The 25,675-nt window shown below is 67.3% G+C and carries 29 protein-coding genes and 1 pseudogene; 14 read left to right on the top strand and 16 right to left on the bottom strand.

The window, feature by feature from the left end; translation table 11 throughout:
* The first annotated feature begins 61 nt into the window (after positions 1 to 61).
* Positions 62 to 577: a hypothetical protein gene (locus HMPREF2716_RS01040; protein WP_023518314.1), complete on the top strand. Its 516-nt coding sequence runs from the start codon at positions 62 to 64 to the stop codon at positions 575 to 577.
* Here the strand turns inward: HMPREF2716_RS01040 and HMPREF2716_RS01035 are convergent.
* Positions 567 to 905, bottom strand: coding sequence for a carboxymuconolactone decarboxylase family protein (locus HMPREF2716_RS01035; RefSeq protein WP_004352218.1), 339 nt, complete (start codon positions 903 to 905; stop codon positions 567 to 569). The genes HMPREF2716_RS01040 and HMPREF2716_RS01035 overlap by 11 nt on opposite strands.
* A 117-nt stretch (positions 906 to 1,022) precedes the next feature.
* On the opposite strand from HMPREF2716_RS01035, the gene HMPREF2716_RS01030 reads away from it, so the two are divergent.
* The 3 genes from HMPREF2716_RS01030 to HMPREF2716_RS01020 all read left to right on the top strand — a co-directional run bounded on the left by HMPREF2716_RS01030 (position 1,023) and on the right by HMPREF2716_RS01020 (position 3,289).
* Positions 1,023 to 1,934, top strand: a complete 912-nt coding sequence (locus tag HMPREF2716_RS01030) for an AraC family transcriptional regulator (protein ID WP_023518313.1) — start codon at positions 1,023 to 1,025, stop codon at positions 1,932 to 1,934.
* 177 nt (positions 1,935 to 2,111) lie between these two features.
* Positions 2,112 to 2,465 carry a DUF805 domain-containing protein gene (locus tag HMPREF2716_RS01025; RefSeq protein WP_003084974.1) on the top strand — a complete coding sequence of 118 codons (354 nt, stop codon included), beginning with the start codon at positions 2,112 to 2,114 and terminating at the stop codon, positions 2,463 to 2,465.
* A 128-nt stretch (positions 2,466 to 2,593) separates the two neighbouring features.
* Positions 2,594 to 3,289, top strand: coding sequence for an HAD family hydrolase (locus tag HMPREF2716_RS01020; RefSeq protein WP_003084972.1), 696 nt, complete (start codon positions 2,594 to 2,596; stop codon positions 3,287 to 3,289).
* Positions 3,290 to 3,296: 7 nt separating this feature from the next.
* On the opposite strand, the gene HMPREF2716_RS01015 is transcribed toward HMPREF2716_RS01020, so the two are convergent.
* Entirely contained in the window at positions 3,297 to 3,785 is a 489-nt protein-coding gene (locus tag HMPREF2716_RS01015) for a M48 metallopeptidase family protein (protein ID WP_003084971.1), read from the bottom strand.
* 112 nt (positions 3,786 to 3,897) lie between these two features.
* On the opposite strand from HMPREF2716_RS01015, the gene HMPREF2716_RS01010 reads away from it, so the two are divergent.
* Positions 3,898 to 5,076 carry a BaiN/RdsA family NAD(P)/FAD-dependent oxidoreductase gene (locus HMPREF2716_RS01010; RefSeq protein WP_023132753.1) on the top strand — a complete coding sequence of 393 codons (1,179 nt, stop codon included), beginning with the start codon at positions 3,898 to 3,900 and terminating at the stop codon, positions 5,074 to 5,076.
* Here HMPREF2716_RS01010 and HMPREF2716_RS01005 read toward each other — a convergent pair.
* Complete coding sequence (locus HMPREF2716_RS01005) at positions 5,073 to 5,840, bottom strand: class I SAM-dependent methyltransferase (protein ID WP_003101607.1); 768 nt, start codon at positions 5,838 to 5,840, stop codon at positions 5,073 to 5,075. The genes HMPREF2716_RS01010 and HMPREF2716_RS01005 overlap by 4 nt on opposite strands.
* A gap of 229 nt (positions 5,841 to 6,069) precedes the next feature.
* On the opposite strand from HMPREF2716_RS01005, the gene HMPREF2716_RS29575 reads away from it, so the two are divergent.
* Positions 6,070 to 6,495, top strand: a complete 426-nt coding sequence (locus HMPREF2716_RS29575) for a YybH family protein (RefSeq protein ID WP_003101606.1) — start codon at positions 6,070 to 6,072, stop codon at positions 6,493 to 6,495.
* Position 6,496: 1 nt separating this feature from the next.
* Here HMPREF2716_RS29575 and HMPREF2716_RS00995 read toward each other — a convergent pair whose 3' ends face one another.
* The 6 genes from HMPREF2716_RS00995 to epd all read right to left on the bottom strand — a co-directional run bounded on the left by HMPREF2716_RS00995 (position 6,497) and on the right by epd (position 11,233).
* Positions 6,497 to 6,979, bottom strand: coding sequence for a hypothetical protein (locus HMPREF2716_RS00995; protein ID WP_003113228.1), 483 nt, complete (start codon positions 6,977 to 6,979; stop codon positions 6,497 to 6,499).
* A 65-nt stretch (positions 6,980 to 7,044) separates the two neighbouring features.
* On the bottom strand, positions 7,045 to 8,109 hold the full coding sequence (fba, locus tag HMPREF2716_RS00990) for a class II fructose-bisphosphate aldolase (protein ID WP_003084964.1): 1,065 nt from the start codon (positions 8,107 to 8,109) through the stop codon (positions 7,045 to 7,047).
* Positions 8,110 to 8,228: 119 nt separating this feature from the next.
* Entirely contained in the window at positions 8,229 to 8,570 is a 342-nt protein-coding gene (locus HMPREF2716_RS00985; RefSeq protein ID WP_003113229.1) for an MliC family protein, read from the bottom strand.
* Between the two features lie 159 nt (positions 8,571 to 8,729).
* Complete coding sequence (locus tag HMPREF2716_RS00980; RefSeq protein ID WP_003084961.1) at positions 8,730 to 8,930, bottom strand: hypothetical protein; 201 nt, start codon at positions 8,928 to 8,930, stop codon at positions 8,730 to 8,732.
* A gap of 72 nt (positions 8,931 to 9,002) precedes the next feature.
* The gene (locus HMPREF2716_RS00975; RefSeq protein WP_003101603.1) at positions 9,003 to 10,166 is read right to left on the bottom strand and encodes a phosphoglycerate kinase; all 1,164 of its coding nucleotides are present in this window, start codon (positions 10,164 to 10,166) and stop codon (positions 9,003 to 9,005) included.
* A 5-nt stretch (positions 10,167 to 10,171) separates the two neighbouring features.
* Positions 10,172 to 11,233, bottom strand: a complete 1,062-nt coding sequence (gene epd / locus HMPREF2716_RS00970; protein WP_003084958.1) for an erythrose-4-phosphate dehydrogenase — start codon at positions 11,231 to 11,233, stop codon at positions 10,172 to 10,174.
* Positions 11,234 to 11,447: 214 nt separating this feature from the next.
* Between epd and otnI the strand changes: the two genes are divergently transcribed.
* The gene (gene otnI, locus HMPREF2716_RS00965; RefSeq protein ID WP_070621777.1) at positions 11,448 to 12,245 is read left to right on the top strand and encodes a 2-oxo-tetronate isomerase; all 798 of its coding nucleotides are present in this window, start codon (positions 11,448 to 11,450) and stop codon (positions 12,243 to 12,245) included.
* Here otnI and HMPREF2716_RS00960 read toward each other — a convergent pair.
* Together HMPREF2716_RS00960 and tkt are read right to left on the bottom strand one after the other, a co-directional pair.
* The gene (locus HMPREF2716_RS00960; RefSeq protein WP_003101600.1) at positions 12,226 to 13,290 is read right to left on the bottom strand and encodes a hypothetical protein; all 1,065 of its coding nucleotides are present in this window, start codon (positions 13,288 to 13,290) and stop codon (positions 12,226 to 12,228) included. The genes otnI and HMPREF2716_RS00960 overlap by 20 nt on opposite strands.
* On the bottom strand, positions 13,290 to 15,287 hold the full coding sequence (tkt, locus tag HMPREF2716_RS00955) for a transketolase (protein WP_023518311.1): 1,998 nt from the start codon (positions 15,285 to 15,287) through the stop codon (positions 13,290 to 13,292). The genes HMPREF2716_RS00960 and tkt overlap by 1 nt, the downstream gene beginning before the upstream one ends.
* A 246-nt stretch (positions 15,288 to 15,533) precedes the next feature.
* Between tkt and HMPREF2716_RS00950 the strand changes: the two genes are divergently transcribed.
* Entirely contained in the window at positions 15,534 to 16,535 is a 1,002-nt protein-coding gene (locus HMPREF2716_RS00950) for an ArsR/SmtB family transcription factor (protein ID WP_003113231.1), read from the top strand.
* Positions 16,536 to 16,550: 15 nt separating this feature from the next.
* The gene (gene metK / locus HMPREF2716_RS00945) at positions 16,551 to 17,741 is read left to right on the top strand and encodes a methionine adenosyltransferase (protein ID WP_003084948.1); all 1,191 of its coding nucleotides are present in this window, start codon (positions 16,551 to 16,553) and stop codon (positions 17,739 to 17,741) included.
* A gap of 56 nt (positions 17,742 to 17,797) precedes the next feature.
* Here the strand turns inward: metK and HMPREF2716_RS00940 are convergent, their stop codons facing one another.
* Positions 17,798 to 19,102 carry a ferredoxin reductase family protein gene (locus tag HMPREF2716_RS00940; RefSeq protein ID WP_016252912.1) on the bottom strand — a complete coding sequence of 435 codons (1,305 nt, stop codon included), beginning with the start codon at positions 19,100 to 19,102 and terminating at the stop codon, positions 17,798 to 17,800.
* Positions 19,103 to 19,306: 204 nt separating this feature from the next.
* On the opposite strand from HMPREF2716_RS00940, the gene HMPREF2716_RS00935 reads away from it, so the two are divergent.
* Positions 19,307 to 20,050: a metallophosphoesterase gene (locus HMPREF2716_RS00935; RefSeq protein ID WP_023518310.1), complete on the top strand. Its 744-nt coding sequence runs from the start codon at positions 19,307 to 19,309 to the stop codon at positions 20,048 to 20,050.
* Between the two features lie 3 nt (positions 20,051 to 20,053).
* Here HMPREF2716_RS00935 and HMPREF2716_RS00930 read toward each other — a convergent pair whose 3' ends face one another.
* Complete coding sequence (locus HMPREF2716_RS00930) at positions 20,054 to 21,022, bottom strand: CE1 family esterase (RefSeq protein WP_023518309.1); 969 nt, start codon at positions 21,020 to 21,022, stop codon at positions 20,054 to 20,056.
* A 249-nt stretch (positions 21,023 to 21,271) separates the two neighbouring features.
* Between HMPREF2716_RS00930 and HMPREF2716_RS00925 the strand changes: the two genes are divergently transcribed.
* The gene (locus HMPREF2716_RS00925; RefSeq protein ID WP_003101589.1) at positions 21,272 to 21,691 is read left to right on the top strand and encodes a DUF1090 domain-containing protein; all 420 of its coding nucleotides are present in this window, start codon (positions 21,272 to 21,274) and stop codon (positions 21,689 to 21,691) included.
* 106 nt (positions 21,692 to 21,797) lie between these two features.
* Here the strand turns inward: HMPREF2716_RS00925 and HMPREF2716_RS00920 are convergent, their stop codons facing one another.
* The 3 genes from HMPREF2716_RS00920 to HMPREF2716_RS00910 all read right to left on the bottom strand — a co-directional run bounded on the left by HMPREF2716_RS00920 (position 21,798) and on the right by HMPREF2716_RS00910 (position 23,655).
* On the bottom strand, positions 21,798 to 22,256 hold the full coding sequence (locus HMPREF2716_RS00920) for a c-type cytochrome (protein WP_070621776.1): 459 nt from the start codon (positions 22,254 to 22,256) through the stop codon (positions 21,798 to 21,800).
* Between the two features lie 112 nt (positions 22,257 to 22,368).
* A complete protein-coding gene (locus tag HMPREF2716_RS00915; RefSeq protein WP_003101585.1) occupies positions 22,369 to 22,755 on the bottom strand; it encodes an MAPEG family protein in 387 nt (128 codons plus the stop codon).
* Positions 22,756 to 22,824: 69 nt separating this feature from the next.
* Positions 22,825 to 23,655 (bottom strand): DMT family transporter, encoded by an 831-nt coding sequence (locus HMPREF2716_RS00910; protein ID WP_023518308.1) that lies wholly within the window; start codon positions 23,653 to 23,655, stop codon positions 22,825 to 22,827.
* A gap of 228 nt (positions 23,656 to 23,883) precedes the next feature.
* Here HMPREF2716_RS00910 and HMPREF2716_RS00905 point away from each other — a divergent pair, with 228 nt between their 5' ends.
* From HMPREF2716_RS00905 to HMPREF2716_RS00895, 3 genes and pseudogenes are all read left to right on the top strand, one after another.
* Positions 23,884 to 24,393, top strand: coding sequence for a disulfide bond formation protein B (locus tag HMPREF2716_RS00905; RefSeq protein WP_003121803.1), 510 nt, complete (start codon positions 23,884 to 23,886; stop codon positions 24,391 to 24,393).
* A gap of 87 nt (positions 24,394 to 24,480) precedes the next feature.
* A complete protein-coding gene (locus HMPREF2716_RS00900) occupies positions 24,481 to 25,089 on the top strand; it encodes a LemA family protein (RefSeq protein ID WP_003084923.1) in 609 nt (202 codons plus the stop codon).
* A 3-nt stretch (positions 25,090 to 25,092) separates the two neighbouring features.
* A pseudogene (locus HMPREF2716_RS00895) lies at positions 25,093 to 25,675 on the top strand (YgcG family protein); the annotation flags it as partial.

The following is a 25,675-nucleotide window of genomic DNA, read 5'->3' as shown; positions in this document are numbered from 1 at the left end:
CACGCGCAGCGGTACGCTTGAGCCTACGCTCATGCGAGCGGACAACCCGCAAGGAACATCCATGTCCGACCTGCCCCCGCGTCCCGCCTTCTGGCCGTACCTGCCGGGCTACGCCCTGTTGCTGCTTTCGCTGCTGCTCTGCACCAGCGGCAGCTACCGTTTCGTCACCCCGATGGCGCTCGCCGACGGCGTCGACCTGGTCTACCTCAGCCAGGGCCTGGCGCTGCTACCGCTGGGTACCGGGCTGGTCGGCCTGCTCGCGGGCTTCCTCCTGCATGTCCGCGGGCGCTGGCTCGGCGCGCTGCTGGCGCTGCTGCCGGCGACGCTGATCTGCGCCTGGAACCTGTACAACTATGCCGCCCACGGCGACGAGGCGTTGTCGCCGAATTTCGCCCAGTACACCCAGGCGCTGCTCGGCCTGCTGTTGCTCGGTGGCATGCTGAGCCTGGTCGACCTGCTCCATGGCAGGCCCTCGACGCTGCTGCGCAAGGGCCTGCTGGGGCTGGGCTGGCTGGCCCTAGTGGCCTGGCTGGGGTTGCTGTTCTACCTGCAGCGCCTGTACGGCCTCACTTTTTGAACTGCTCGTAGGCTTCCAGCGCGCGCAGCGAATAGACGTAGGCGGCGCCGGCATTCAGGGAGATGGCGGTAGCCAGGGTCTGGGCGATTTCCGCCTCGCTGGCGCCGGCCTTCAGCGCGGCCTCGGTGTGCACGCCGATGCAACCGTCGCAACGGGTGGTAATGGCCACGGCGATGGAGATCAGTTCGCGGGTCTTGGCATCCAGGGCGCCCTCGGCGCTGGCTTCCTCCAGCGCGCCATAGGCGGCGAGCATCTTCGGGTGTTGCTTGCCCAGGGCACCGAAGGCTTTTTTCACGGCGGGGACGAACTCGGTCCAGTTGTTCAGCATGGTGATATTCTCCGTTGCTTTCGCGCCGGGAGTGGCGCGTCGGGTTACCAGTCTCGACCAGTCTGGACCGCGCCGCCTGCCCATGCGTCTCTACTTTCGACCTGATCGGCTCATCCCATGGACCCACTCGACCGGCTCATCCAGCTCGCCAACCTGCAAGGCCGCCTCGACCAGCGCTGCCAGCTACAGGGCAGCTGGGCGCTGGAGCACCCGCAAGCGGTGCCCGGCGAGGCGACCTTCCATATCGTCATGGCCGGCACCTGCTACTGCGAATTCCTCGACGGCGATCGCCTCGACCTGCACCCCGGCGACCTGATCCTGTTGCCGCGCGGCACCCCGCACCTGCTGCGCAGCGACAGCCCTGCGCAACCCTGCGAACCCACCGTAGAGCACCGCGGCAGCATCCCGCTGTACCAGTTGAACGGCCCCGGCGAGGCCCTCGGCATGCTTTGCGGCAGCTACCGCTATCACGCCGGCGCCAGCCTGTTCGGCGCGCTCCCCGAGCGCCTGCTGGTGCATATGGACGAGTCGACCCAGCAGCCCCTGCGCGCGCTGATCGGGTTGATGCGCGAGGAAGCCGAGAGCACCCGCAGCGGCGCCCGCTCGATCATCGACGCGCTGGCCACCGCGCTGTTCGCCCTGGCCCTGCGCGCCTACCTGGACCGCCAACCGCTGGGCGACGGCCTGTTCGGCCTGCTGGGCGACGCCCGCCTGGGACGAGCCCTGCGGGCCATGCTGGAACGCCCGGAGCATGCCTGGACCCTGGAACAGCTTGCCCAGCAGGCGGCGATGTCGCGGGCCAGTTTCGTCCGCGCCTTCTCCGCCCTCGGCGGGACCTCGCCGTGGAACCTGCTGACCCGCATCCGCATGGAGAAGGCTCGCGGCCTGCTGCGACAAACGCAGAAGAGCCTGCTGGATATCGCCGCCGAGACCGGCTACCAGTCGGAGGCGGCGTTTTCCCGCAATTTCCGCCAGGCCTTCGGCGAATCGCCGGGCCGTTTCCGCCGCCAGGCCGACTCCGCTCGCTGAAAGCGCTACCGGCGCACATTTCGGCGATCCGCGGCTATGCAATGTGAATGATTTTCGCAACATCCTGTACGAATTCACTGACAGTACGGCTACACTGTGCTTTCCCGGCAAGGAGGCGCGGGGGTACTTGTCGCGGCACCCACTCTCCCGCTTTACCAGTACGCCCAGGAGGCAAACATGGAATGGTTTCTGAAATGCGTGAAGGAACACTACTTCGACTTCAACGGGCGTGCCCGTCGCAAGGAATACTGGATGTTCACCCTGGTGAACATCATCATCTCCGTCGCGCTGAGCGTCGTGCTCGGCCTGATCAGTGAAAAGCTCCTGCCGATCGCCAATCTCTACTCGCTCGCCGTGCTGCTGCCGGCCCTGGGCGTCACCGCCCGGCGTCTGCACGACATCAACAAGAGCGGCTGGTGGATGCTGATCGCGCTGATCCCGATCGTCGGCCTGTACCTGATCTACCTGCTGGCCAAGGACAGCGACGCCGGCCAGAACCAGTACGGCCAGAACCCGAAGGGCATCGCCTGATTCCTTCCCGCCGGGCCGCACGGCCCGGCGTTCTCCCTCTCCCTGTTTCCCTTCCCGCCCCTGACCGGGGTTAGAATGCCTCGCTCCCACTCCGGCGCCCTGCGCCAACGCCCGCAGCGAGGTAGCCCATGCCCCACCCCATCGACGCACTGATTTCCGACTGCGACGGCGTTCTGGTCGACAGCGAGGTCATCGCCGAGCGCGTGATGTACGAGGCGCTCAGCGCCTACGCGCCGCTGGAGGAGCTGCAGCGCCTGCTGGAAGGCACCTTCGGCCTGACCAGCCGCGACATCCTCGATCGCGTCGAGAAGCACTTCGGCCTGCGCATCCCCGACAGCTTCAACCGCGAGGTGCGCCAGCGCAGCGAGGAGATGGTCGCCCAGGTCCAACCCATTCCCGGCGCACGCGAGGCGCTGCTGGCCCTGGACCTGCCCGTCGCGGTGGCCTCCAACAGCCGCCGCCACAGCCTGGAGCGCTCGCTGGCGCGCGCTGGGCTCAGCGAACTGATCGGCGAACGCCTGGCCAGCGCCGATATGGTCGCCCTGCCCAAGCCCGCACCCGACGTCTACCTGCACGCCGCCAGCCTGCTCGGCGTCGCCCCCGAGCGTTGCCTGGTGGTGGAAGACAGCAGCACCGGCACCCGCGCCGCCCTCGCCGCGGGGATGCGGGTGATCGGCTTCGTCGGCGCCGGGCACATTCCCGCCGGGCACGCCGAGGTACTGCGCGAGCTGGGCGCCATCGCCATCGTCGAGCACATGCGCGAACTGCCGGAGACCGTGGCGCGCCTGCGCCGCGAGAGCCGAGTGGCGCTGGGAACGCCGTAACCGGGCGTCAGAGACTCTTCCAGGTCAGGTACACCCGCAAGTCGAACTCCAGCTGGTGATAGTCCGGCAGCATGTACTGGCAGAGCTGGTAGAACGCCTTGTTGTGCTCGCTTTCCTTCAGGTGGGCGAGTTCGTGGACGACGATCATCCGCAGGAACTCCGGGGCGGCGTCCTTGAACAGGGAAGCCACGCGGATTTCCTTCTTCGCCTTGAGCTTGCCGCCCTGCACCCGCGAGATCGCGGTGTGCAGGCCGAGGGCACGCTGGACCACGTCGAGCTTGTTGTCGTAGAGCACCTTGTCCAGGCCCGGCGCGTTGCGCAGGTGTTCCTGCTTGAGGTTCATGGTGTAGGCGTACAGCGCCTTGTCACTCTGCACATCGTGACGCCCCGGGTAGCGGCGCTCGAGGTACTCGCCCAGGCGGTTCTCGGCGATCAGCTGGCGGACCTGGTCCTGCAGCGATGCGGGATAGGCCTGGAGGTACTTGAGGGGGATCATGCACGGGTCCGGCGGTTCGCGGAAAACGCCCAGTGTACCGCGTCGGGAGCTCCGGCGGCCGACCGCCGCTTCGGGTAATATGCGCGCCGTTTCCGATGAGCGGAGTGGGACAGTGGCAAGTACAGATGTGCTGATCGTTGGCGCCGGGGCGGCCGGGCTGATGTGTGCGATGACGGCGGCCGGGCGCGGGCGCCGCGTGCGGGTACTCGACCACGCCAACAAGGCCGGCAAGAAGATCCTCATGTCCGGCGGCGGGCGCTGCAATTTCACCAACCTGTACACCGAGCCGGCCAACTTCCTTTCGCGCAACCCGCACTTCTGCAAGTCGGCGCTGGCCCGCTACACCCAGTGGGACTTCATCGGCCTGGTGGCCAAGCACCAGGTGCCGTACCACGAGAAGAAACTCGGCCAGCTGTTCTGCGACAACAAGTCCAGCGACATCCTCGAGATGCTGCTGCGCGAATGCGCCGAGGCCGGAGCGGAAATCCTGCTGGACACCTCGATCGAAGAGATCGCCCGCGACGACGACGGCTACCGCCTGCGTACCAGCGCCGGCGAGATGCGCTGCGAGTCGCTGGTGATCGCCAGCGGCGGCCTGTCGATCCCGACCCTCGGCGCCAGCGGTTTCGGCTACCAGGTGGCGCGCCAGTTCGGCCACGAGGTGCTGCCGACCCGCGCCGGGCTGGTGCCGTTCACCATCACCGACCAGCTGAAGGAGCTGTGCGCCGAGCTTTCCGGCACCTCCGTGGATTGCCGGGTGAGCTGCAACGGCCAGGCGTTCCGCGAGAACCTGCTGTTCACCCATCGCGGCCTCAGCGGCCCGGCGATGTTGCAGATTTCCTCCTACTGGCAACCGGGCGATACCCTGGAAATCGACCTGCTGCCGGACCACGACGCCAGCGAATGGCTGGCGCAGCAACAGCGCGAGCGTCCCAACAGCGAGCTGAAGACCCTGCTCGCCGAGCTGTTCACCAAGAAGCTCGCCGGACTGCTGGCCGACCGCTGGTTCGTCTCCAAGCCGATGAAGCAGTACACCCCGACCGAACTGGCGGGTATCGCCGGGCAGCTTTCGGCCTGGCGGGTCACGCCCTCGGGCACCGAGGGCTACCGCACCGCGGAAGTGACCCTGGGCGGGGTGAGCACCGACGAAGTGTCGTCGAAGACCATGGAGTCGCAGCGCTCGCCGGGGCTGTATTTCGTCGGCGAAGTACTGGACGTCAGCGGCCACCTCGGCGGCTTCAACTTCCAGTGGGCCTGGGCCTCGGGTTATGCGGCGGGGCAGTACGCCTAGCGCGCCTCGGCCAGATAGGCCTCGGTGCGATAGGGCAGCGCTACCTGCTCCCTCCCCTTGAGCGCCGGATGGCTGGCGACCAGCTCGCGCAATTGCGCCGCCACGGCGTTCTTTTCCGTCTCCGGCAAGGCGGCGATGAAGCTCACCGAAAGGAAGCGCGAGACGATCACCTGCTCCGGCGGGCCGACATGCTCGTAGGCGAAGGTGGACAAGCGCAGCGGTCCGAAGGGCGCGCGCTCGAACGGCCGACGCCAGTCGCCCTTGTAGAAACGCGGCGCATCGCCTTCGTAGGGGGTGATGATGCGGGTGATCTCGGCGACCCAATCCAGCGACTCGTCACGCACGTTCCACACCAGCCCCAGCCTGCCTTCCGCCGTCAGCACGCGGCGCATTTCCTCCAGCGCCTCCACGGTGGCGAACCAATGGAAGGCCTGTGCGCACACCAGGGCGTCGGCGAAGCCGTTGGCCAGCGGAATCGACTGGGCGCTACCGGCCAGCGCCTGGACCTGCGGCAAGGCTTCGGCGAGCTGGGCGCGCATCGCATCCACCGGTTCCACCGCGACCACTCGCGCGCCGGTACGGGCCAGCAGGCGGGTGAACTTGCCGGTGCCGGCGCCGAGATCCACCGCGACGGTCTGCGGACGCAGGCCAAGGGCATCGCGCAGCCAGTCGGAGAGCGCTTCCGGGTACTCGGGCCGGCCCTGAGCGTAACGCTGGGCCTCGGCGCTGAAACCTTGCTGGGCGGCGCTGTGTACGGACGACATGAGGGACCTCCTGGGCGGCAGGGAAAGCCCGAGGTATAGCACAGCGGTTTTCCCACGAATTCCAGACGAACGGTTCAAAGCCTTGCGCGGCGTGGCTCGCAGCCATTGGTCAGGGGCTTCGTGGACCTCTCGGGGAAGAGGCTATTGTCGATCCGAAGGCCCACCCGACGACCAGGGTAAAAGCATCCCGGCACACGCCGGCGTCCCCCGCCACAACCAGGAGTCAGCCATGAGCAGCGAAGTCAGCGCCATCCGCCAATTGATCGAAGACTGGCGAGCCGCCGTCCGCGCCAGCGACGTTCCGCGCATCGTCTCGTACTACGCGGAGGACATCGTCGCCTTCGACGCCATCCTGCAATTGCAATTCAAGGGGCGCGACGCCTACCAGAAGCACTGGCAGGCCTGCACCGAGATGTGCAAAGGACCGATGACCTTCGATATCGCCGAACTGCAGATCCATGCCGACCCGCAGGTCGCCTTCGCCCACTACCTCTGCCACTGCGGCGGCACCGGCCCGGACGGCCAGCCGCACTCCTCGTGGATGCGGGTCAGCGCCGGCTACCGCAAGCACGGCGACGGCTGGAAGGTGATCCACGAGCATTTCTCGGCGCCGTTCGACATGGACGGCAAGGCGCTGTTCGACCTGCAGCCCTGACTCAGCGCCGCGCGGCGGTCGCCGCCGGGTCGACGCAGCGTTTCACTGCGCGAGGACTGAGCAGCGAGCAAGGCTTGCCGACCAGGTAGCTGCGGTAGACCTTCAGCAGCATAGCCTGGCTGTAGCGGCAACCCTTGCCGCTCTTGCGCAGGCAGGGGCTCTCGAACTCGAAGCGACCGTTGACCGGCTCGGCCAGCTGGATGCGCAACGCCGGCCAGGTGGAGCGTTGCGGCGCCGGCGGGGTTTCCAGTTGGCGGCCGTCGCGCACCACCAGTTCGCCGCCGGCCTCTGCATAGTCGAAGACGAACAGCAGGGTGCGCGAAGTCTTGGTCGTGCAGTCGCTGCGCGCCAGGCAATCCTGCGGGTCGGCGGGATCGCGCGCTACGCTCGGCGACGCGGCCTCCTCGACGTCGCGGGACGGCGCGTGCAGGCCAGCGCAACCGGCCAGCAGCAGGAACGGCAGGGTCAGGAGCCAGCGGCGCATCGGATTTCCCCGGGGCGGATGTGCAAGAGCCCCGACCAGCGGGGCTCCCGTTCGAACGAAGGCGCTTAGTTGACCTTCGGATCCAGCTCGCCGCGAGCGTAGCGCTGGAACATGCCTTCCAGGGAGATCGGCTTGATCTTGGAAGCGTTGCCGGCGGTGCCGAAGGCTTCGTAGCGAGCGATGCAGATGTCGCGCATGGCCTCGACGGTCTTGGAGAAGTATTTGCGCGGGTCGAACTCGCTCGGGTTCTGCGCCAGGAAGCGGCGGATGGCACCGGTGGAAGCCAGGCGCAGGTCGGTGTCGATGTTCACCTTGCGCACGCCATACTTGATGCCCTCGACGATTTCCTCGACCGGCACGCCGTAGGTCTCTTTGATCTCGCCGCCGTACTCGTTGATGATCGCCAGCCAGTCCTGCGGTACCGAGGAAGAGCCGTGCATCACCAGGTGGGTGTCCGGGATGCGCGCGTGGATTTCCTTGATGCGCTGGATCGACAGGGTGTCCCCGGTCGGCGGCTTGGTGAACTTGTAGGCGCCGTGGCTGGTGCCGATGGCGATGGCCAGGGCGTCGACCTTGGTCTTCTTCACGAAGTCGGCGGCTTCTTCCGGATCGGTCAGCAACTGGCTGTGGTCCAGCACGCCTTCCGCGCCGACGCCGTCTTCCTCGCCGGCCATGCCGGTTTCCAGGGAACCCAGGCAGCCCAGCTCGCCTTCCACGGACACGCCGCAGGCATGGGCGAACGCCACGGTCTGCTGGGTCACGCGGACGTTGTAGTCGTAGTCGGCAGGGGTCTTGCCGTCTTCACGCAGGGAGCCGTCCATCATCACCGAGCTGAAGCCCAGCTGGATGGAACGCTGGCAGACGTCGGGACTGGTGCCGTGATCCTGGTGCATGACCACCGGGATGTGCGGGAATTCTTCGATCGCGGCGAGGATCAGGTGGCGCAGGAAGGGCGCGCCGGCGTATTTGCGAGCACCGGCGGAAGCCTGGACGATCACGGGCGAATCGGTCTTGTCCGCCGCTTCCATGATGGCGCGCATCTGCTCGAGGTTGTTGACGTTGAAGGCCGGCACGCCGTAGCCGAATTCGGCGGCGTGATCCAGCATCTGGCGCATGCTGATGAGTGCCATGGTTCTCGTATCTCCCAATCGCGGGGTCGTTCAGTGATTCAGAAGCCTGCCGCAGGGGCAGGCCCGGTTCAAGTTCCTTGCGAGGAGCGGTCGCGGCGCCGCGCCCCTGCCGGCGCGACTCAGCGCGCCTTGCAACCGCGACCGATGAGGTCGTCGGTTTCGACCCAGTACACCAGGCCTTCGTCGTTCTCCAGGTGGAAGCCCAGGCGTCCGTCGCTATAGAAAGCGCCGACGGCCGCAGGTTCCTGCTCCAAGTGGTGGACCACGTCGTCCTCGTCCTTCAGGCGCAGGTCGACGATGTTCTTGCTGCCGTCGATATAGCGCCATTCGATCACCGCCTTGCTGTCGCAGGTCCAGCGGGTCCAGTCCTTGCCGCCCGGCTTGCCGGAGGAAGCGGAGCAGCCGGCCAGCAGCGCCGCGGCGGCGAAGCCGCCGAACAGGGCGATACGCGAGTAGTTCATGTCCATCCTCCATCCGTGCGGAACGCTCCGCCGCACCTCGCCGGGCCGCAAGCGGCCCGCGCGGCGGCCGGCTGGCCTTGCCTGTCACAGGAAAGGCGCAATGCTACTGCGTACGCTGGCGAATCCCCAGCCCTTTCCGTAGAAACTGGCAGAAAAGCACTACGGGCATTCCACCGGCTTTTGTCCGGCGGTCGGATCGCCGCTGCTCTGCTGCTCGACCCGCTGGCGGTTCTGCTCGGTCGGCACCATCACGTCCGGCGGACTGATCACCTCGCAGGTGCTCGGGCGTCGACCGCCATCGCCGCTACAGGCGGCCAGGCCCAGGCAGAACATCAGGAGTGGCAAGGTTACGGAACGCATGGGGCACCTCCTTTTTTCGTCGTCCTCAAAGGTGTGACCCCCGAGGACGGCGAATGGTTTGCCCCGTCTGCGTCAGCCCTTGGCGCGCTGCTCCAGGATTTCCACGGCCGGCAGGACCTTGCCCTCGACGAACTCGAGGAACGCGCCGCCACCGGTGGAAATATAGGAGATCCGCTCGGCGATGCCGTACTTGTCGATCGCCGCCAGGGTATCGCCGCCGCCGGCGATGGAGAACGCCGCGCTATCGGCGATGGCATTGGCCAGGGTACGGGTGCCCTCGCCGAACTGGTCGAACTCGAACACCCCGACCGGACCGTTCCACAGGATGGTCTTCGAGGTCTTCAGCAGCTCGGCGAACTGCGCGGCGGTCTGCGGGCCGATGTCGAGGATCATGTCGTCGTCGGCGACCTCGGCGATGGCCTTGACGGTCGCCACGGCGCTCTCGGCGAATTCCTTGGCCACCACCACGTCCACCGGCAGCGGCACCTTGACCTTGGCGGCGATGGCCTTGGCGGTCTCGACCAGGTCGGCCTCGTACAGCGACTTGCCGACCTTGTGTCCGGCCGCGGCGAGGAAGGTGTTGGCGATGCCGCCGCCGACGATCAGCTGGTCGCAGATGCCGGCCAGGCTGTTCAGCACGTCGAGCTTGGTGGAAACCTTGGAGCCGGCGACGATCGCCGCCATCGGCCGCGCCGGGTTGTCCAGCGCCTTGCCCAGCGCGTCCAGTTCGGCGGCCAGCAGCGGGCCGGCGGCGGCGACCTTGGCGAACCTGGCCACGCCGTGGGTCGACCCCTCGGCGCGGTGGGCGGTACCGAAGGCATCCATCACGAACACGTCGCACAGCGCGGCGTACTTCTGCGCCAGCTCGTCGGCGTTCTTCTTCTCGCCCTTGTTGAAGCGCACGTTCTCGAACAGCACCAGGTCGCCCGCCTTGACCTCGACGCCGTCGAGGTAGTCGGCCAGCAGCGGCACTTCGCGGCCCAGGGCCTTGGACAGGTACTCGGCCACCGGCTTCAGGCTGTTCTCGGCGGAGAACTCGCCCTCGGTCGGTCGGCCCAGGTGCGAGCAGACCATCACCGCCGCGCCCTTCTCCAGGGCCAGCTTGAGGGTCGGCAGGGCGGCCTTGATCCGTGCATCGCTCTGCACCTGGCCGTCCTTCACGGGCACGTTGAGGTCCTCGCGGATCAGCACGCGCTTACCTTTGAGGTCGAGGTCAGTCATCTTCAACACGGTCATGACAATCAGTCCTTGGGTACTTGTTGATCAGGCACGGCGGCGCGCAGGTAGTGTCCGGCGACGTCGAGCATACGGTTGGCGAATCCCCATTCGTTGTCGAACCAGGCCAGCAAGTTGACCAGGCGAGGCCCGGAAACGCGGGTCTGGCTGCCATCGACGATGGCCGAATGGGGGTCGTGGTTGAAATCGCAACTGGCGTGCGGCAGCTCGGTATAAGCCAGCAGTCCGCGCAGCGGGCCGCTTTCGGCAGCCTCGCGAAGCACCCGGTTGATCTCGGCGGCGGAGGTGTCGCGAGAAGTCTGCAGGGTGATGTCCAGCGCCGAGACGTTCACCGTGGGCACGCGTATGGCTTTGGCCTGGATGCGCCCGGCAAGTTCCGGCAACAGGCGTTCGATGCCGCGCGCCAGACCGGTGGACACCGGGATCACCGACTGGAACGCCGAACGGGTACGGCGCAGGTCCTCATGGTGGTAGGCGTCGATCACCGGCTGGTCGTTCATCGCCGAGTGGATGGTGGTGATCGACACGTATTCCAGGCCGATCGCCTCGTTCAGCAGCTTGAGCAGCGGCACCCCGCAATTGGTCGTGCAGGAGGCGTTGGAGACCAGCGTTTCGCGGCCGCTGAGGTCCTGCTGGTTGACCCCATAGACGATGGTGGCGTCGATGTCCGCCTCGCTCGCCATCGGCTGCGAGAACAGCACCCGCGGCGCGCCGGCGCGGAGGAAACGCTCGGCCTGGGCGCGGTTGGTGTACTGGCCGGAGCACTCCAGCACCAGGTCGACCCGCAGCGCCTGCCAGTCGATGGCCTCCGGAGTCGGGCTGCGCAGCACCTTCACGCAATCGCCGTTGATGTGCAGGCAGTCGCCGTCGACCTTCACTTCGCCGGGAAAGCGGCCATGGGTGGAGTCGAAGCGGGTCAGGTACTCGACGCTGGCCTGGTCGGCCAGGTCGTTCAGCGCGACGATCTCGAAGCCCAGTTGCTCCGGGCGCTCGTGCAGCGCGCGCAGGACGCAGCGGCCGATACGGCCATAGCCATTGAGCGCGACGCGAAAAGGCGGGGTGGACATCGGCAGGGATAGCTCCGGCAAGGGGCCAGTGAAAGGCGCCAATTATGCGGGGGATGGGCCCGCCTGGGAACCGTCCGCGACCCGCGCGGCGCGGCGTGCGCCGCGGCAACGGCTCGCGTGCAGGCGCTGAAACGATTCATGCGACACCTGGCTGGCGCGACCGCGTTCCGTTGTGCAAGGCTCGCCCGCATCCACCGACCGCCAGGAGCGCCAGATGCCCCGCTTCGCCGCCAACCTCAGCATGCTCTACCCCCGCCACGACTTCCTCGAACGCTTCGCCGCCGCCGCCGCGGACGGCTTCGAGGGCGTGGAGTACCTGTTCCCCTATGCCTACCCTGCGGCCGAACTGAAGGCCCGGCTGGACGACCACGGCCTGCGCCAGGTGCTGTTCAATGCCGCACCCGGCGACTGGGACAAGGGCGAGCGCGGCCTGGCCAGCCTGCCGGGGCGCGAGGCCGAATTCCGCCGCGCCATCGCCCAGGCCATCGACTATGCCCAGGTCCTCGGCAACCGCCACATCCATGTCATGGCCGGACTGCTGCCGGCCGGCGCCGACCGCATCCGCCACCGCGAGACCTACCTCGACAACCTCGCCCATGCCGCCCGCGAAGCCGCCGGCGCCGGGCTGACGGTGCTCATAGAGCCGATCAACAACCGCGACATGTCGGGCTTCTTCCTCACCCGCCAGGACGACGCCCAGGCCATCTGCCGCGAGGTCGGCGCGGACAACCTGCAGGTACAGTTCGACTGCTACCACTGCCAGATCGTCGAGGGCGACCTGGCCACCACCCTGCGTCGCGACATCGGCAATATCGGCCACGTCCAGATCGCCGGGGTACCCGACCGCCACGAGCCGGATGACGACAACGAAGTGAACTACCCCTACCTGTTCGAGCTACTCGACCGGCTCGGCTACCAGGGCTGGATCGGCTGCGAGTACCGTCCGCGCGGCGACACCTCGGCAGGCCTGGAATGGCTGCGGCGCTGGCGCGCTACTCGACGCGACGGATGATCGGCTCCAGCGCGTCCAGACGCTCGCGGGCGGCCAGCCAGTCGCGCACTTCCGCGCACCACTGTTCTTCCTTCAGCACCGCGCGGGCACGGGTCAGCACTCGCGGCCAGGGACGGTCGTCGAACAGGCGCAGCAGCACCTGGTTGAGCTGTTCGCTATCCAGCGGCCGGCGTCCACGGCGCACCGGCGCGTCGACCCGCTGCGCCAGCGATTGCAGCACCCGTTCGCGCTGCGCCGTATCCACCGGCATCGGCTGCTCGTCGTAGGCACAGAGCACCAGGATCTCCGGCGCGACGTTCTCCAGCAGGCCGGCGCGCAGCCGGCAGTGGCCATCGAGGATCACGCAGGCATCCAGGCAGTTCAGGCGCAGCGCCAGCACCGGCGGCAGCTCGCCTTCGCGGGCCTTCTTGCGCCACCACTTGACCCGCCCCTCGTCATCCTCGACCCGGCGCAGGGCGATCAGGGCGTCGTTGTCGCGCCCCCACCAGTCGAGCCACTGCACCCAGTCGTCGTCGAGGACCTTCTCCAGGCTGTAGAAGCGCCAGTCCGGCAACAGTGCGTCGCGCCCGACGCTGCGGTAGCGCCAGCGTTCCAGCACCCGTTCGCGCGGATCGTGGCTCTGCGGTGGCTGCCAGGCGGGCACCTGCTCGGCGAGCGACAGGCGCAGCAACCAGCGCCCGGCCTCCAGGCAACTGCCCGGGCTGGTACGCAGGGTCTCGACGAAATAGCGGCTCCAGGCCTTGTAGCGGGCCTCGCCGCGCAGGCCGCGCAACGCTTCCAGGGTCGGCGAGTCGATGGGCGGCACGCTGGCCTGCGCCGGGCTCGCCGCGACCAGGCTCTTCACCAGCCAGATGCCATCGTGGTACGGCAACTGGGTGGCCCAGAGCAGCGGCTGATCGCCACGCATCAGGCGAATGCGGGCCTGGCCGCCGGATTGCAGATGAAGGAAAGAGGGCGCCCGATGGGCGCCCTCCACCTGGACCGCGAGGCCCAGCCATTCGCCATTGGCGGGGCTTTCGAGGTCCCGCCAGTAGAGCGTGTGCATCAGTCTTCCAGCAGCTCCTCGGCCACCGCCAGGACGTTGTCCAGGGTGAAGCCGAAGTGCTCGAACAGCGCCGGGGCCGGCGCCGACTCGCCGAAGCTGGTCATGCCGATGATGCGCCCGTCGAGACCGACGTACTTGTACCAGTAGTCGGCATGGGCGGCCTCGATGGCGATGCGCGCGCCGACTTCCACCGGCAGCACGGACTGCTTGTAGGACTCGTCCTGCTGCTCGTAGACGCTGGTGGATGGCATCGATACCACGCGGACCTTGCGGCCCTGCTCGCTGAGCTTGTCGTAGGCCTGCACGGCCAGGCCGACTTCCGAACCGGTGGCGATCAGGATCAGTTCCGGCTCGCCTTCGCAGTCCTTCAGCACGTAGCCGCCGCGGGCGATGTCGGCCACCTGGGCGACGTCGCGCGCCTGGTGCGGCAGGTTCTGGCGGGAGAAGATCAGCGCGGACGGACCGTCGGCGCGCTCGATGGCATGCTTCCAGGCCACCGCCGACTCGACCGCGTCGGCCGGGCGCCAGGTGTCCAGGTTCGGGGTCAGGCGCAGGCTGGCCAGTTGTTCGATCGGCTGGTGGGTCGGGCCGTCCTCGCCGAGGCCGATGGAGTCGTGGGTGAACACGTAGAGCACGCGCTGCTTCATCAGTGCGGACATGCGCACGGCGTTGCGCGCGTATTCCATGAAGATCAGGAAGGTCGCACCGTAGGGAATGAAACCGCCGTGCAGGGCGACGCCATTCATGATCGCGCTCATGCCGAATTCGCGCACGCCGTAGAACACGTAGTTGCCGGCGGCGTCGTCGGCGCTGACGCCCTTGCAGCCCTTCCACAAGGTCAGGTTGGAGCCGGCCAGGTCGGCGGAACCGCCGAGCAGCTCCGGCAGCAGCGGGCCGAAGGCGTTCAGCGCGTTCTGGCTGGCCTTGCGGCTGGCGATGGTCTCACCCTTGTTGGCAACATCGGCGACGTAGGCCGCGGCCTTCTCGGCGAAGTCGGCCGGCAGCTCGCCCTTCAGGCGGCGCAGCAATTCGGCGGCCAGTTCCGGATGGGCAGCCTGGTAGGCGGCGAAACGCTTGTTCCACTCGGCTTCCTGGGCGGCGCCGGATTCCTTGGCGTCCCACTCGGCGTAGATCTGCGCCGGGATCTCGAACGGAGCGTGCTCCCAGCCCAGCGCGGCGCGGGTCGCGGCGATCTCGTCGGCGCCCAGCGGCGCGCCGTGGCACTCTTCCTTGCCCTGCTTGTTCGGCGAGCCGAAACCGATCACGGTCTTGCAGCAGATCAGGGTCGGCTGGTCGCTCTTGCGCGCGGTATCGATGGCGGTCTTGATCTCGTCGGCGTCATGCCCGTCGACGTTGCGGATCACTTGCCAGCCATAGGCCTCGAAGCGCTTCGGGGTGTCGTCGGTGAACCAGCCGTGGACCTCGCCGTCGATGGAAATGCCGTTGTCGTCGTAGAAGGCGATCAGCTTGTTCAGGCGCAGGGTGCCGGCCAGCGAGGCGACCTCATGGGAAATGCCTTCCATCATGCAGCCGTCGCCGAGGAAGGCGTAGGTGTAGTGGTCGACCACCGCGTGGCCGTCGCGGTTGAACTGGGCGGCCAGGACCTTCTCCGCCAGCGCCATGCCCACCGCATTGGCGATGCCCTGGCCGAGCGGACCGGTGGTGGTCTCGACGCCGGCGGTGTAGCCGTACTCCGGGTGGCCCGGGGTGCGCGAGTTGAGCTGGCGGAAGTTCTTCAGGTCCTCGATGCCGAGGTCGTACCCGGTGAGGTGCAGCAGGGAGTAGATCAGCATCGAGCCGTGGCCGTTGGACAGCACGAAGCGGTCGCGGTTGGCCCACTGCGGGTTGCTCGGGTTGTGCTGCATGTAGTCGCGCCAGAGGACCTCGGCGATATCGGCCATGCCCATCGGGGCGCCCGGGTGGCCGCTGTTGGCTTTCTGCACGGCATCCATGCTCAGTGCACGGATGGCATTGGCTCGCTCACGACGGCTGGGCATCGCAATTCTCCTACGGGGGTTGCTGGTCGGAAAACCAGGAGTGAAAAAAAGGGCGCCATTTTCGCCCACCGAAGGCCCAAGGGGCAATGACAGATCGGCAGGGGGACAGTATGTCGCTGCCGACCGGTTTTGCCAGAAGCCTGGCGCAGCCGGATTGCAATTGCGCGACGGCCACCCGTCATCAATATCAAAAATTTTTGATACAGGCATTGCCGGGGTTCGGACCCGGTACTAGACTGCGCCTCCATGAGCCTTCGCGTGCCTTCGATACGACCAGACGACTACGACCCGCTCGCCGCGCTGTGCAAGGCGGCTGGCGACTCGCTGCGACTGAATGTGTTGCGCGCCCTGGCCAACGATTCGTTCGGCGTGCTGGAGCTGGCGCAGATCTTCGCCATCGGCCAGTCGGGCATGAGCCACCACCTCAAGGTGCTGGCCCAGGCCGGGCTGGTGGCGACGCGCCGCGAGGGCAACGCGATCTTCTACCGACGTTCGCTGCCCCTGGCCGAACGCACCGGCGGCGCGCTGCACGCGGCGCTGCTGGAGGAAGTGGACGAACGGGCGCTACCCGACGACGTGCGGGCGCGGATCGATGCCGTGCACGCCCAGCGCGCGGCGGTCAGCCAGGACTTCTTCGCCCGCGCGGCGGACAAGTTCCAGGCCCAGCAGGACCTGATCGCAGGACTGCCGCAATACCGTGAGAGCGTGTTGGCCTTGCTCGACGCACTGGCCTTCGCCCCCGGCGCCACGGCGCTGGAGGTCGGCCCGGGGGACGGCGGATTCCTGCCGGAACTCGCCAGGCGTTTCCGCCAGGTCACGGCGCTGGACAACAGCGCGGCGATGCTGGAACTGGCGCGCCAGCGCTGCAAGGAAGAAGGATTGGGCAACGTCCGCCTGGAATTGGCCGATGCCCTGCAGGACGCCGCCGAACCGGCCGATTGCGTGGTGCTGAACATGGTCCTGCACCACTTCGCCGCGCCGGCGGAGGCGCTGAAACAGTTGGCCCGCCTGGTCCATCCGGGCGGCAGCCTGCTGGTGACGGACTTGTGCCGGCACAACCAGGGCTGGGCCAGGGAGGCCTGCGGCGACCTCTGGTTGGGTTTCGAACAGGAGGACCTGGCCCAGTGGGCCGACGCCGCAGGGCTCACGCCCGGCGAGAGTCTTTACATTGGTTTACGCAATGGCTTCCAGATCCAGGTCCGGCACTTCGCCAGGGATGCATCCGAAAGCCGCCTCACCCACCGGTAATGTAGGAACCGATTGATGAGCGAATATTCCGTTTTCACCTCCGAGTCCGTGTCCGAAGGCCATCCGGACAAGATCGCGGACCAGATCTCCGACGCGGTGCTGGACGCCATCATCGCCAAGGACAAGTACGCTCGCGTGGCATGCGAAACCCTGGTCAAGACCGGCGTGGCGATCATCGCCGGTGAAGTCACCACCTCCGCCTGGGTCGACCTGGAAGAGCTGGTGCGCAAGGTCATCATCGACATCGGCTACGACAGCTCCGACGTCGGCTTCGATGGTGCCACCTGCGGCGTGCTGAACATCATCGGCAAGCAGTCGGTGGACATCAACCAGGGCGTCGACCGGGCCAAGCCGGAAGACCAGGGCGCCGGCGACCAGGGCCTGATGTTCGGCTACGCCAGCAACGAGACCGACGTGCTGATGCCGGCGCCGATCTGCTTCTCCCACCGCCTGGTCGAGCGCCAGGCCGAGGCGCGCAAGTCCGGCCTGCTGCCATGGCTGCGCCCGGACGCCAAGTCCCAGGTGACCTGCCGCTACGAAGGCGGCAAGGTGGTCGGCATCGATGCGGTGGTGCTGTCCACCCAGCACAACCCGGAAGTCTCCTATAACGACCTGCGCGACGGCGTGATGGAGCTGATCATCAAGCAGGTGCTGCCGGCCGAGCTGCTGCACAAGGACACCCAGTTCCACATCAACCCGACCGGCAACTTCGTGATCGGCGGCCCGGTCGGCGACTGCGGCCTGACCGGACGCAAGATCATCGTCGACTCCTACGGCGGCATGGCCCGCCACGGCGGCGGCGCGTTCTCCGGCAAGGACCCGTCCAAGGTCGACCGCTCCGCCGCCTACGCCGGCCGCTACGTGGCGAAGAACATCGTCGCCGCCGGCCTCGCCGAGCGTTGCGAGATCCAGGTTTCCTACGCCATCGGCGTGGCCCAGCCGACCTCGATCTCGATCAACACCTTCGGCACCGGCAAGGTCAGCGACGAGAAGATCGTGCAACTGGTCCGCGAGCACTTCGACCTGCGCCCGTACGCGATCACCAAGATGCTCGACCTGCTCCACCCGATGTACCAGCCGACCGCGGCCTACGGCCACTTCGGCCGTCATCCGTTCGAGCTGACCGTGGACGGCGATACCTTCACCGCGTTCACCTGGGAGAAGACCGACAAGGCCGCTCTCCTGCGCGACGCCGCCGGCCTCTGAGCGACCGCGCGATGAAAAAGCCCCGCTTTGGCGGGGCTTTTTCGTTTCCGGCAGGCTCAGCGCATGCGGAAGGCTTCCTGGTGGAACAGCCGCAGCGGCATGCCCTGCCGGCGCAGATCGCGGCGCAGGCTGTCGGCCAGCCCCTGCGGGCCGCAGAACCAGACGCTCGGCCAGCGTCCTTCGGCGCTCTTCAGCACGCCCAGTTGCGCCGCCTGCGGCTTGCCCTGCTCGTCGCTATAGCGGATGTGCAGGGTCACGCTGGGCAGGTGTTCGCAAAGCTCGCGCAAGCGCCCGGCGAACAGCGCTTCCTGGGAATTGCGCACGCAATAGTGCAGCTCCACCGATGGCGCGCTTTCCGGCGCGGCCTGCAGCGACTCCAGCCAGGCGATGAACGGCGTCACGCCGATCCCGGCGGCGACCCAGACCTGCCGCCCGGCCAGGCCACGGCGGAAGTCGAAGCAGCCGTATGGCCCCTCCACCTCGACCCTGGCGCCGACCTCCAGGTTGTCCTGCAGGCGCCGGGTGTAGTCGCCCAACGCCTTGATGCTGAAGCGCACCTCGCCGCAGCCGCGGTCGGCGCTGGCGATGGTGAACGGATGGGCACCCTCCAGGCGGTCGCAGGTGAGAAAGGCGAACTGCCCGGCCCTGTGCGACCAGTCGCCCTGCAGCCGGCAGGTCACCTCGAGCAGGCTTTCGCCGCGCCGCTCGACGGCGGTGACCACGCCCGCATGGCGGCGCGCGCGACCGATCCGCCCGCTCAGAGACAACAGTGCGCAGGCCGAACCGAGCAGAGCGCAGGCCGCCACCAGCCAACCGGCCGGCTGGCTCCAGTAGCTGGCCGGGGCGAGCACCACGGAATGGAAGGCCAGTACCAGGTAGACCAGGGCCAACGCCTTGTGCACATAACGCCAGAGGTGATACGGGAAGCGCTGCCAGAGAGTGATCAGCAGCATCCCGCCGAGAATCCACGCCGACCATTCACCCAACTCCTTGGCCGAGCCACGGAAGACATCGAGGAAGGTTTCCACCCGCGGGCCTTTCACCGGTTTGCCGACGATACCCGCCAGCCAGGGGCCGGCCAACTCCAGCAGGTAGTGCAACAGGCCGAGGACGATGGCCAGGATGCCCGCCCACTTGTGCAGGCGGTACATGCGGTCGAGCCCGTCCAGCGGCTTCTCCAGCCAGACCGGACGCACCGCCAGCAGCATGATCAACGACATCAGGGCGAAGGACGCTACCCCGGTAAGCAGGATCGCCTGCTTGCGCACCACCCAGATATCCAGGCTCGCCGGCGGATCGACGGCCAGCGTCAGGCCCCAGGCCGCCAGCGCGGCGGCGAGAACTCCCCATAACAGTTTCATTGGCACCACTCCCCGACAGAACGCGCGAATCGCTGGAATGAACCCTGCGCGTCCAGTCTTAATTGTCCCTTAACTTCATAGGGGAATTAGCGAGGCCAGCGAGGTTTTCCCGCACAGCCATGACCTGCGTCAATCGTTGTCGGCCTTCAACCCCGGGGTGGGCGGAGCTATGCTGGTCCGCCGCGCCTACCGCCGAGCCGTGCCATGAAGATCCGCCTGCTGTCCGACCTCCACCACGAACATTTCGACGGGCGACGCCAACTGCCAGAGGTCGAGGCCGACGTGGTGGTGCTGGCCGGCGATATCCACAGCCACCTGGAAGGCCTGCACTGGGCCCGCGAGACCTTCGCCGACAGCGAGATCGTCTACGTCGCCGGCAACCATGAGTTCTACTCCTCGGAAATGACCGACCTGACCCAGGCGATGCGCAATATCGCCCGGGCGCTGGAGATCCACTTCCTGGAAAACGACGAAGCGCGGATCGGCCCGGCGCGCTTCCTCGGCGCCACCCTGTGGACCGACTTCCAGCTCTATGGCGCGGACGGCTATGCGCCCGCCCATGAGCTGGCCCTGCAATCGATGCCGGACTTCAGCTGCATCGACTGGTTCGGCGGCGACTTCACCCCCGAGCAGAGCATCGCCCTGCACCGGGCCTCGCGCGACTGGCTCGCCGAACAGTTGGCGCGGCCCCACGACGGCCCGACGCTGGTGGTCAGCCACCACGCGCCCAGTGCGCTGTCGATCCCGCCGAAGTTCGTCGGCAACCCACTGTCGCCAGCCTTCGCTACCAACCTCGACGAACTGGTGGCGCAGGCCGACTACTGGCTGCACGGTCACGTCCACGATGCCCTCGACTACCGCATCGGCCGGGCACGGGTGCTGGCCAATCCGGGCGGCTATCCCCACGAGAAAGGCGGGTTCCGTCCGGAATTCGTCTTCGAGGTCTGAGCCTCAGCGCGGCAACTGGCTGAAGAAGCGCCAGATCTCCACTGGCGCGTCCAGTTCCGGGTCGCTCTTGCCGAGAATCCGCGGGAAGCGATAGTCCGGCTGCGCCAGCACGTGGCCGCCGCCATGCACGCTGAGCAGCTCCACCGGCGGATGGCCGTCTTCCTGCCAGCGCTGGCGCTCGGTCCAGACCGGGCCGGGACGGGTCAGCGGCGCCACGTCCGGCGGCGCTGCGATGCCGTTCAGGCCGGCCCACCAGCGTGCCGAGTCCAGGGTCGAGCGTACCGCGCCCCGGTCGCCGAAGCCGAACAGGCTGACCTTGCCGCCGAGATAGGGATTGATCGGATCGCGCGTGCCGTTGATCAGCAACGCCGCGGTCGGCCACTCGACCGGCCGACAGGCATCGTTCTCCGTGGTCGGCAGGCTCGCCGCCACCGTTGCGATCGCCGCCGGCAACCCCGGTGCTTCGGCGGCCAGGCGGAAAGCCATCTGGCCGCCATTGGAGTAGCCGGCGACATATACCCGCTGCGAATCGACGCGGTATTCCTGGGCCAGCCGCGCCACCAGCGCGCGGAGGAAAGCCACGTCATCGACGTCACGCAGCCGCGCCGAATAGCTGGCGGCCTTGCGGCAATCGTTCCAGTGGCCCTCGAAGCCGTCCGGGTAGGCCACCAGGAAACCTTCTTGCGCCGCCAGCCGGTCGAAGCCGTAGCCGCTGATGCGGCGCATCTGCGCGCCGTCGCCCCGTGAGCCGTGCAGCACCACCAGCAACGGCGCTCCCTCGGACACGCCCGGCGGCACGTAGAGCAGGTAATGCCGGCGCAGGCCTGCGACCTTCAGACTCGAGTCCTCGCTGTGGCCGGCCAGCGCGGGGGGGCGCAGGGCCTCGTCCTGCAACCACCACCAGGCGCCGGCGAGCAGCGCCAGGACCAGCAGCAGGATAAGCGTGCGAACCAGGCGGATCAGCGTACGCATCGCGGTTCTCCCGTTCTCGGTGTCTTCGGACAACGTTAGGCCGGGTTGTGCCGGAATGCCCGAACCATGGCCCTTCTCCAGAGACCCCGGGGCGGCGTACTTTGCTCCCGGACAACCACAACCGTGCCGTTTGCTGGCACACTTGCGCCTTTGTCACGCCGGCTGCCGCCTGCCTCATCCGCCTGCCAGGACGCTCGGCCGAGCCGTCGTCCGGCAACCGCACCGGCCGTTCGATCAAGGAGCCAACCGATGTCCATTCGTCCTTCACTGCCGCTGGCCGGGCTGCTGCTCGCCGTCGCCCTGCCGCTCTCCGCCGCCCAGCCGGGCGCCGCCAAAGGCGCCCCGCTCAGCGGTTGCGCCGCCAAGCAGGCCGCCATCGAGGCGAAGCTGGAAACGGCCCGCTCGTTCGCCAACGAAGGCCAGGTGGCCGGCTTGGAAAAGGCCCTCTCCGAGGTCAAGGAACACTGCACCGAAGCCGGCCTGCTGAGGGAGAACAAGCAGAAGGTGATCGACAGCGAGCGCGAGGTCAGCGAACGCGAGAAGGATTTGCGCAAGGCCATGGGCAAGGGCGATCCGGAGAAGATCGAGAAACGCAAGGCCAAGCTGGCCGAGGCCCGCGCCGAACTGGAAGAGGCCAAGAAAGGCCTGGAACAGGCCCAGGCGCAATAGGACACCAGGTGCCGCCCAGCGCTGCCGCAACGGCGAATGAGCGCCAGCGCTCATTCGCCCTACCCCTCGCGCCTTCCAGCCACGACGCATGACGCCCGGTCCGGCCTCAGAGCGCGCGGAATTTCTTGTGGCAGGCTTCGCAGGCGTCTTCCACCGCGGCGAAGTCCTTGCGCACGCCATCCGGGGTCGGCGTGGCCTGGCGGGTGTTGTCCTGAAGACGGTTCATCGCGTCGATGAAGACCTGGGTGGCGGCCTTGAACTCCTGCTGGCGCTGCCAGACCTCGTCCTTGGCGCGGGTGTCCTCGCCCTCCTCGCCGGCCTTGAGACTGGGGAAGTACTGCCAGGGCTGGTCGGCCAGTTGGTGCAACTTCGCCGATCCGGCACGGAACTTCTCCGCGTCGAAGGGCAGGCGTCCGCGGAGCATCCCGCCCATGTCCTCGCTGGTCCGTAGCATTTCCTTGAAGATCGCCTGGCGCTTGGCCTCGGGCGAATTGGGATCCATACGGTGACAGCCGCTCAGGGCGACGCCGGCCAGCAGCACGACGAGCAGGGACTTCAGCTTCATGGCAAGGCTCTTTTTTCAGGGTCGATCACGGAAGCGGCGGATTATCCGCCGCCACCGCCGATTGATCCAGAGCCGCGCGCCCGCACTGCGGCCATAGGCCGCAGCGGGCTGCTCAGGCGGAAACCACGAAGAACGCGGCGATGAGCAGCATGCCGACGAACCAGACCAGCGAGCGCAACGGCCCCCAGTCGGCGAGGTAGCAGATGACGTAGAGCAGGCGACTGGTGATCCAGGCAATGGCCAGGCTATCCAGGGTCGCCTGCGAAGCGTTGCCGACCAGATGGGCGATGATCACCGCCGCGGCGAACGCCGGGGTCACTTCGAAAGCGTTCAACTGGGCGTTGTTGGCACGCCGGCGAAAGCCTTCGAGCGAACCGAGGAACGCCCGCGGGTCGGCGTTGGCCCGACCGCCGTAGCCCTCCCCGCCGAACTTGGCGATGGAGGTACAGACGTAAGGCAGGAAGATCGCGATCAGCACGCACCAGAAAGCGATGGTCATGGCAGTTCCTTGTAGTTGTGGAACTGCAACTCAAGCTGGCGCCGCTCGTTCTGTAAAGGCACAGCTCCTTCAGAGCTTCATCAGCAGCATTCCGGCCAGCACCAGGCCGCACGCCAGCAGGCGTGGCAGTCCGAACGGCTCGTTGAGGAAGCGCATGCCGAACAGCACCGCCAGCAGCACGCTGGTCTCGCGCAACGCTGCCGCTTCGGCGATCGACCCCAGCTGCATGGCCCACAGCACCAGGCCGTAGCTGGCCAGCACGCAGACCCCGACCGTCAGGCCAAGCTTCCACTCCAGCGCCCAGAAGCGGGCGAAGGCGCGGGTTCGCGCGCCGACGGCGATCAGCGGGAACGGCAGGCCGGAGAGCAGCGTCAGCCAGACCAGGTAGTCAAGCGCCAACGGCCAGCGCTTCAAGGCGTTGCCGTCGCTCCAGGTGTAGCCGCCGATGCACAGGCCGATCAGCAGCACCACCGGCAGGGTCCGCCAGGGCAGGCGCGAACCGCCGCCGCCCCAGAGCAGGCAAAGCATGCCGAAGGGGATCAACAGGATGCCGAGGATCTGCCGGCCGCTGAGCTGCTCGCCGCCGAACGCCAGGGTCAGGCCCAGCACCACCAGCGGCGACAGCCCGCGCATCAGCGGATAGACCAGACCCAGGTCGCCGACCTTGTAGGCCTCGATCAACAGTACCCGGTAGAGCAGTTGCAGGACGGTGGCGCCGAGCAGCCAGGGCCAGACTTCGGCCGGCGGCAGGCTGACGAAGGGCAACAGCAGGATGGCGCAGAGCACGCCGACCACGTCCATGCAGGCGACCACCAGCAAGCGGTCGCTGCTGAACTTGACCAGGGTGTTCCAGGTGGCGTGGAGAACGGCGGCGCATAGCACCAGGCTGGTGGCTAGCATGACGGGCCTTATTGGTATAGACCAGGATAGTCTATCCCGGTGGAGACTCCAAATGCTCGCCTCGTTGCGGCGTTTTTCCCTGAAAGCTCCTACGAAAGCGGAGAAACATGCAGCAGACATCGTTACGTCAAACGGCTTAATCTTCGGACAATCCTGATGGACTACCATCGGCCAGCGCCGCACAGTGCCGGCCCGGCCTCCCTTATCAACGACACAGGAATCCCTGCCTTGAGCGCTCTCCTCAAGCCCCTCGACAATCGCTTGTTCTGGCCCGCGGTCGCCATCGGCGGCCTGCTGATCCTCGCTTTCGTCCTCTACCTCCAGCACGTGCGCGGCTTCGCGCCCTGCTCGCTGTGCATCTTCATCCGCCTGGACGTGCTCGGCCTGGTGCTCGCCGGGATCGTCGGCAGCCTCGCCCCGCGTTCGCGGATCGCCGGCGGCATCGCCGCGCTGGGCATGCTCGCCGCCAGCCTGGGCGGGATCTACCACGCCTGGTCGCTGGTCGCGGAAGAGAAACTGGCTGCCCAGGGCATGGGCAGTTGCAAGATGTTCATGGGCTTCCCCGAATGGATACCGCTGGATAGCTGGCTGCCGCAGGTCTTCCAGCCCGAGGGGCTGTGCGGCGAAGTGGTCTGGACCCTGCTCGGCCAGTCCATGGCGGTCTGGTCGCTGGCGCTGTTCGTGTTCTGCCTGCTGGTCCTGGCGGCCAAGCTGGCGTTCGGCCGCCGCACCGCCTGACAGCGCCGATATCCGTGCCGGCACAAGGAACGTGCTGGCCATTGGCTGGTCTACAATCGAGCTTTCTCAACCCGGATGAGTACCACCATGCCTCGATTCCTCAGAAATGCCCTCCTTCCCGTCCTCGCCCTGCTGCTCAGCGGCTGCGGCTACAACGCCATGCAGGCCGGCGACGAACAGGTGAAAGCCGCCTGGTCGGAAGTGCTCAACCAGTACCAGCGGCGCGCCGACCTGGTACCCAACCTGGTCAGCACGGTGAAGGGCTATGCCTCCCATGAGGCGTCGGTCCTGACCCAGGTCACCGAGGCCCGGGCCAAGGTCGGCAGCGTGCAACTGAACGCCGACCAACTGGACGACGAGCAGGCCGTGCAGCGCTTCCAGAAGGCCCAGGGCGAACTGAGCTCGGCGCTTTCGCGCCTGCTGGTAGTCACCGAGAACTACCCGCAACTGAAGGCCGATGGCCTGTTCAAGGACCTGCTGACCCAACTGGAAGGCACCGAGAACCGCATCGCCGTCGCTCGCGGCCGCTACGTCAAGTCGGTACAGGAATACAACGTGCTGCTGCGCCAGTTCCCCGGCGTGATCACCGCCAAGCTGTTCGGCTACAAGCCCAAGGCGAACTTCAGCGTGGAAAACGAAGCGGCCATCTCCACCGCGCCGAAAGTCGATTTCGGCAACCCGCAACCGGCGCAGTAAGCCATGCGCCGGCTGCTACTGGGCGCCGGGCTGCTGCTCGCCAGCCTGGTCGCCTGGGCCGATGTGCCACCGATACCCGCGTTGACGGCGCGGGTCACCGACCTCACCGCGACCCTTTCCGGCGACCAGCGCCAGCACCTGGAGCAACAGCTCGCCGCCCTGGAAGCCAAGAGCGGCGCGCAGCTCGCGGTGCTGCTGGTCCCGACCACCGGCGACGATTCCATCGAGGAGTACGCGGTGCGTACCTTCGAGAAATGGAAGCTGGGCCAGAAGAAGGTCGACGACGGCGTCCTGCTGCTGGTGGCGAAGAACGACCGCACCCTGCGCATCGAGGTCGGCTACGGCCTGGAAGGGGCCATCACCGACGTCCAGGCCGGACGGATCATCAGCGAGCGGATCACGCCGCAGTTCCGCCAGGGCAATTTCTATGGCGGAATCCAGGCCGGCGTGGACAGCCTGGTGCAACTGATCGATGCCGAGAAGAACCCGGAAAGCGCTACCGCCAGCGCTCCCGTCGACGCCTTGCCGGCGGTTCCCGAGGCCACGCCGCCGCGGGCCCTGCCGGCACCGGTCGACGAGGGGGAGG

The organism is Pseudomonas sp. HMSC076A11, assembly GCF_001810205.1.
Taxonomy (GTDB): domain Bacteria; phylum Pseudomonadota; class Gammaproteobacteria; order Pseudomonadales; family Pseudomonadaceae; genus Pseudomonas; species Pseudomonas aeruginosa.
This window is presented reverse-complemented; position numbering and strand designations above follow the sequence as displayed.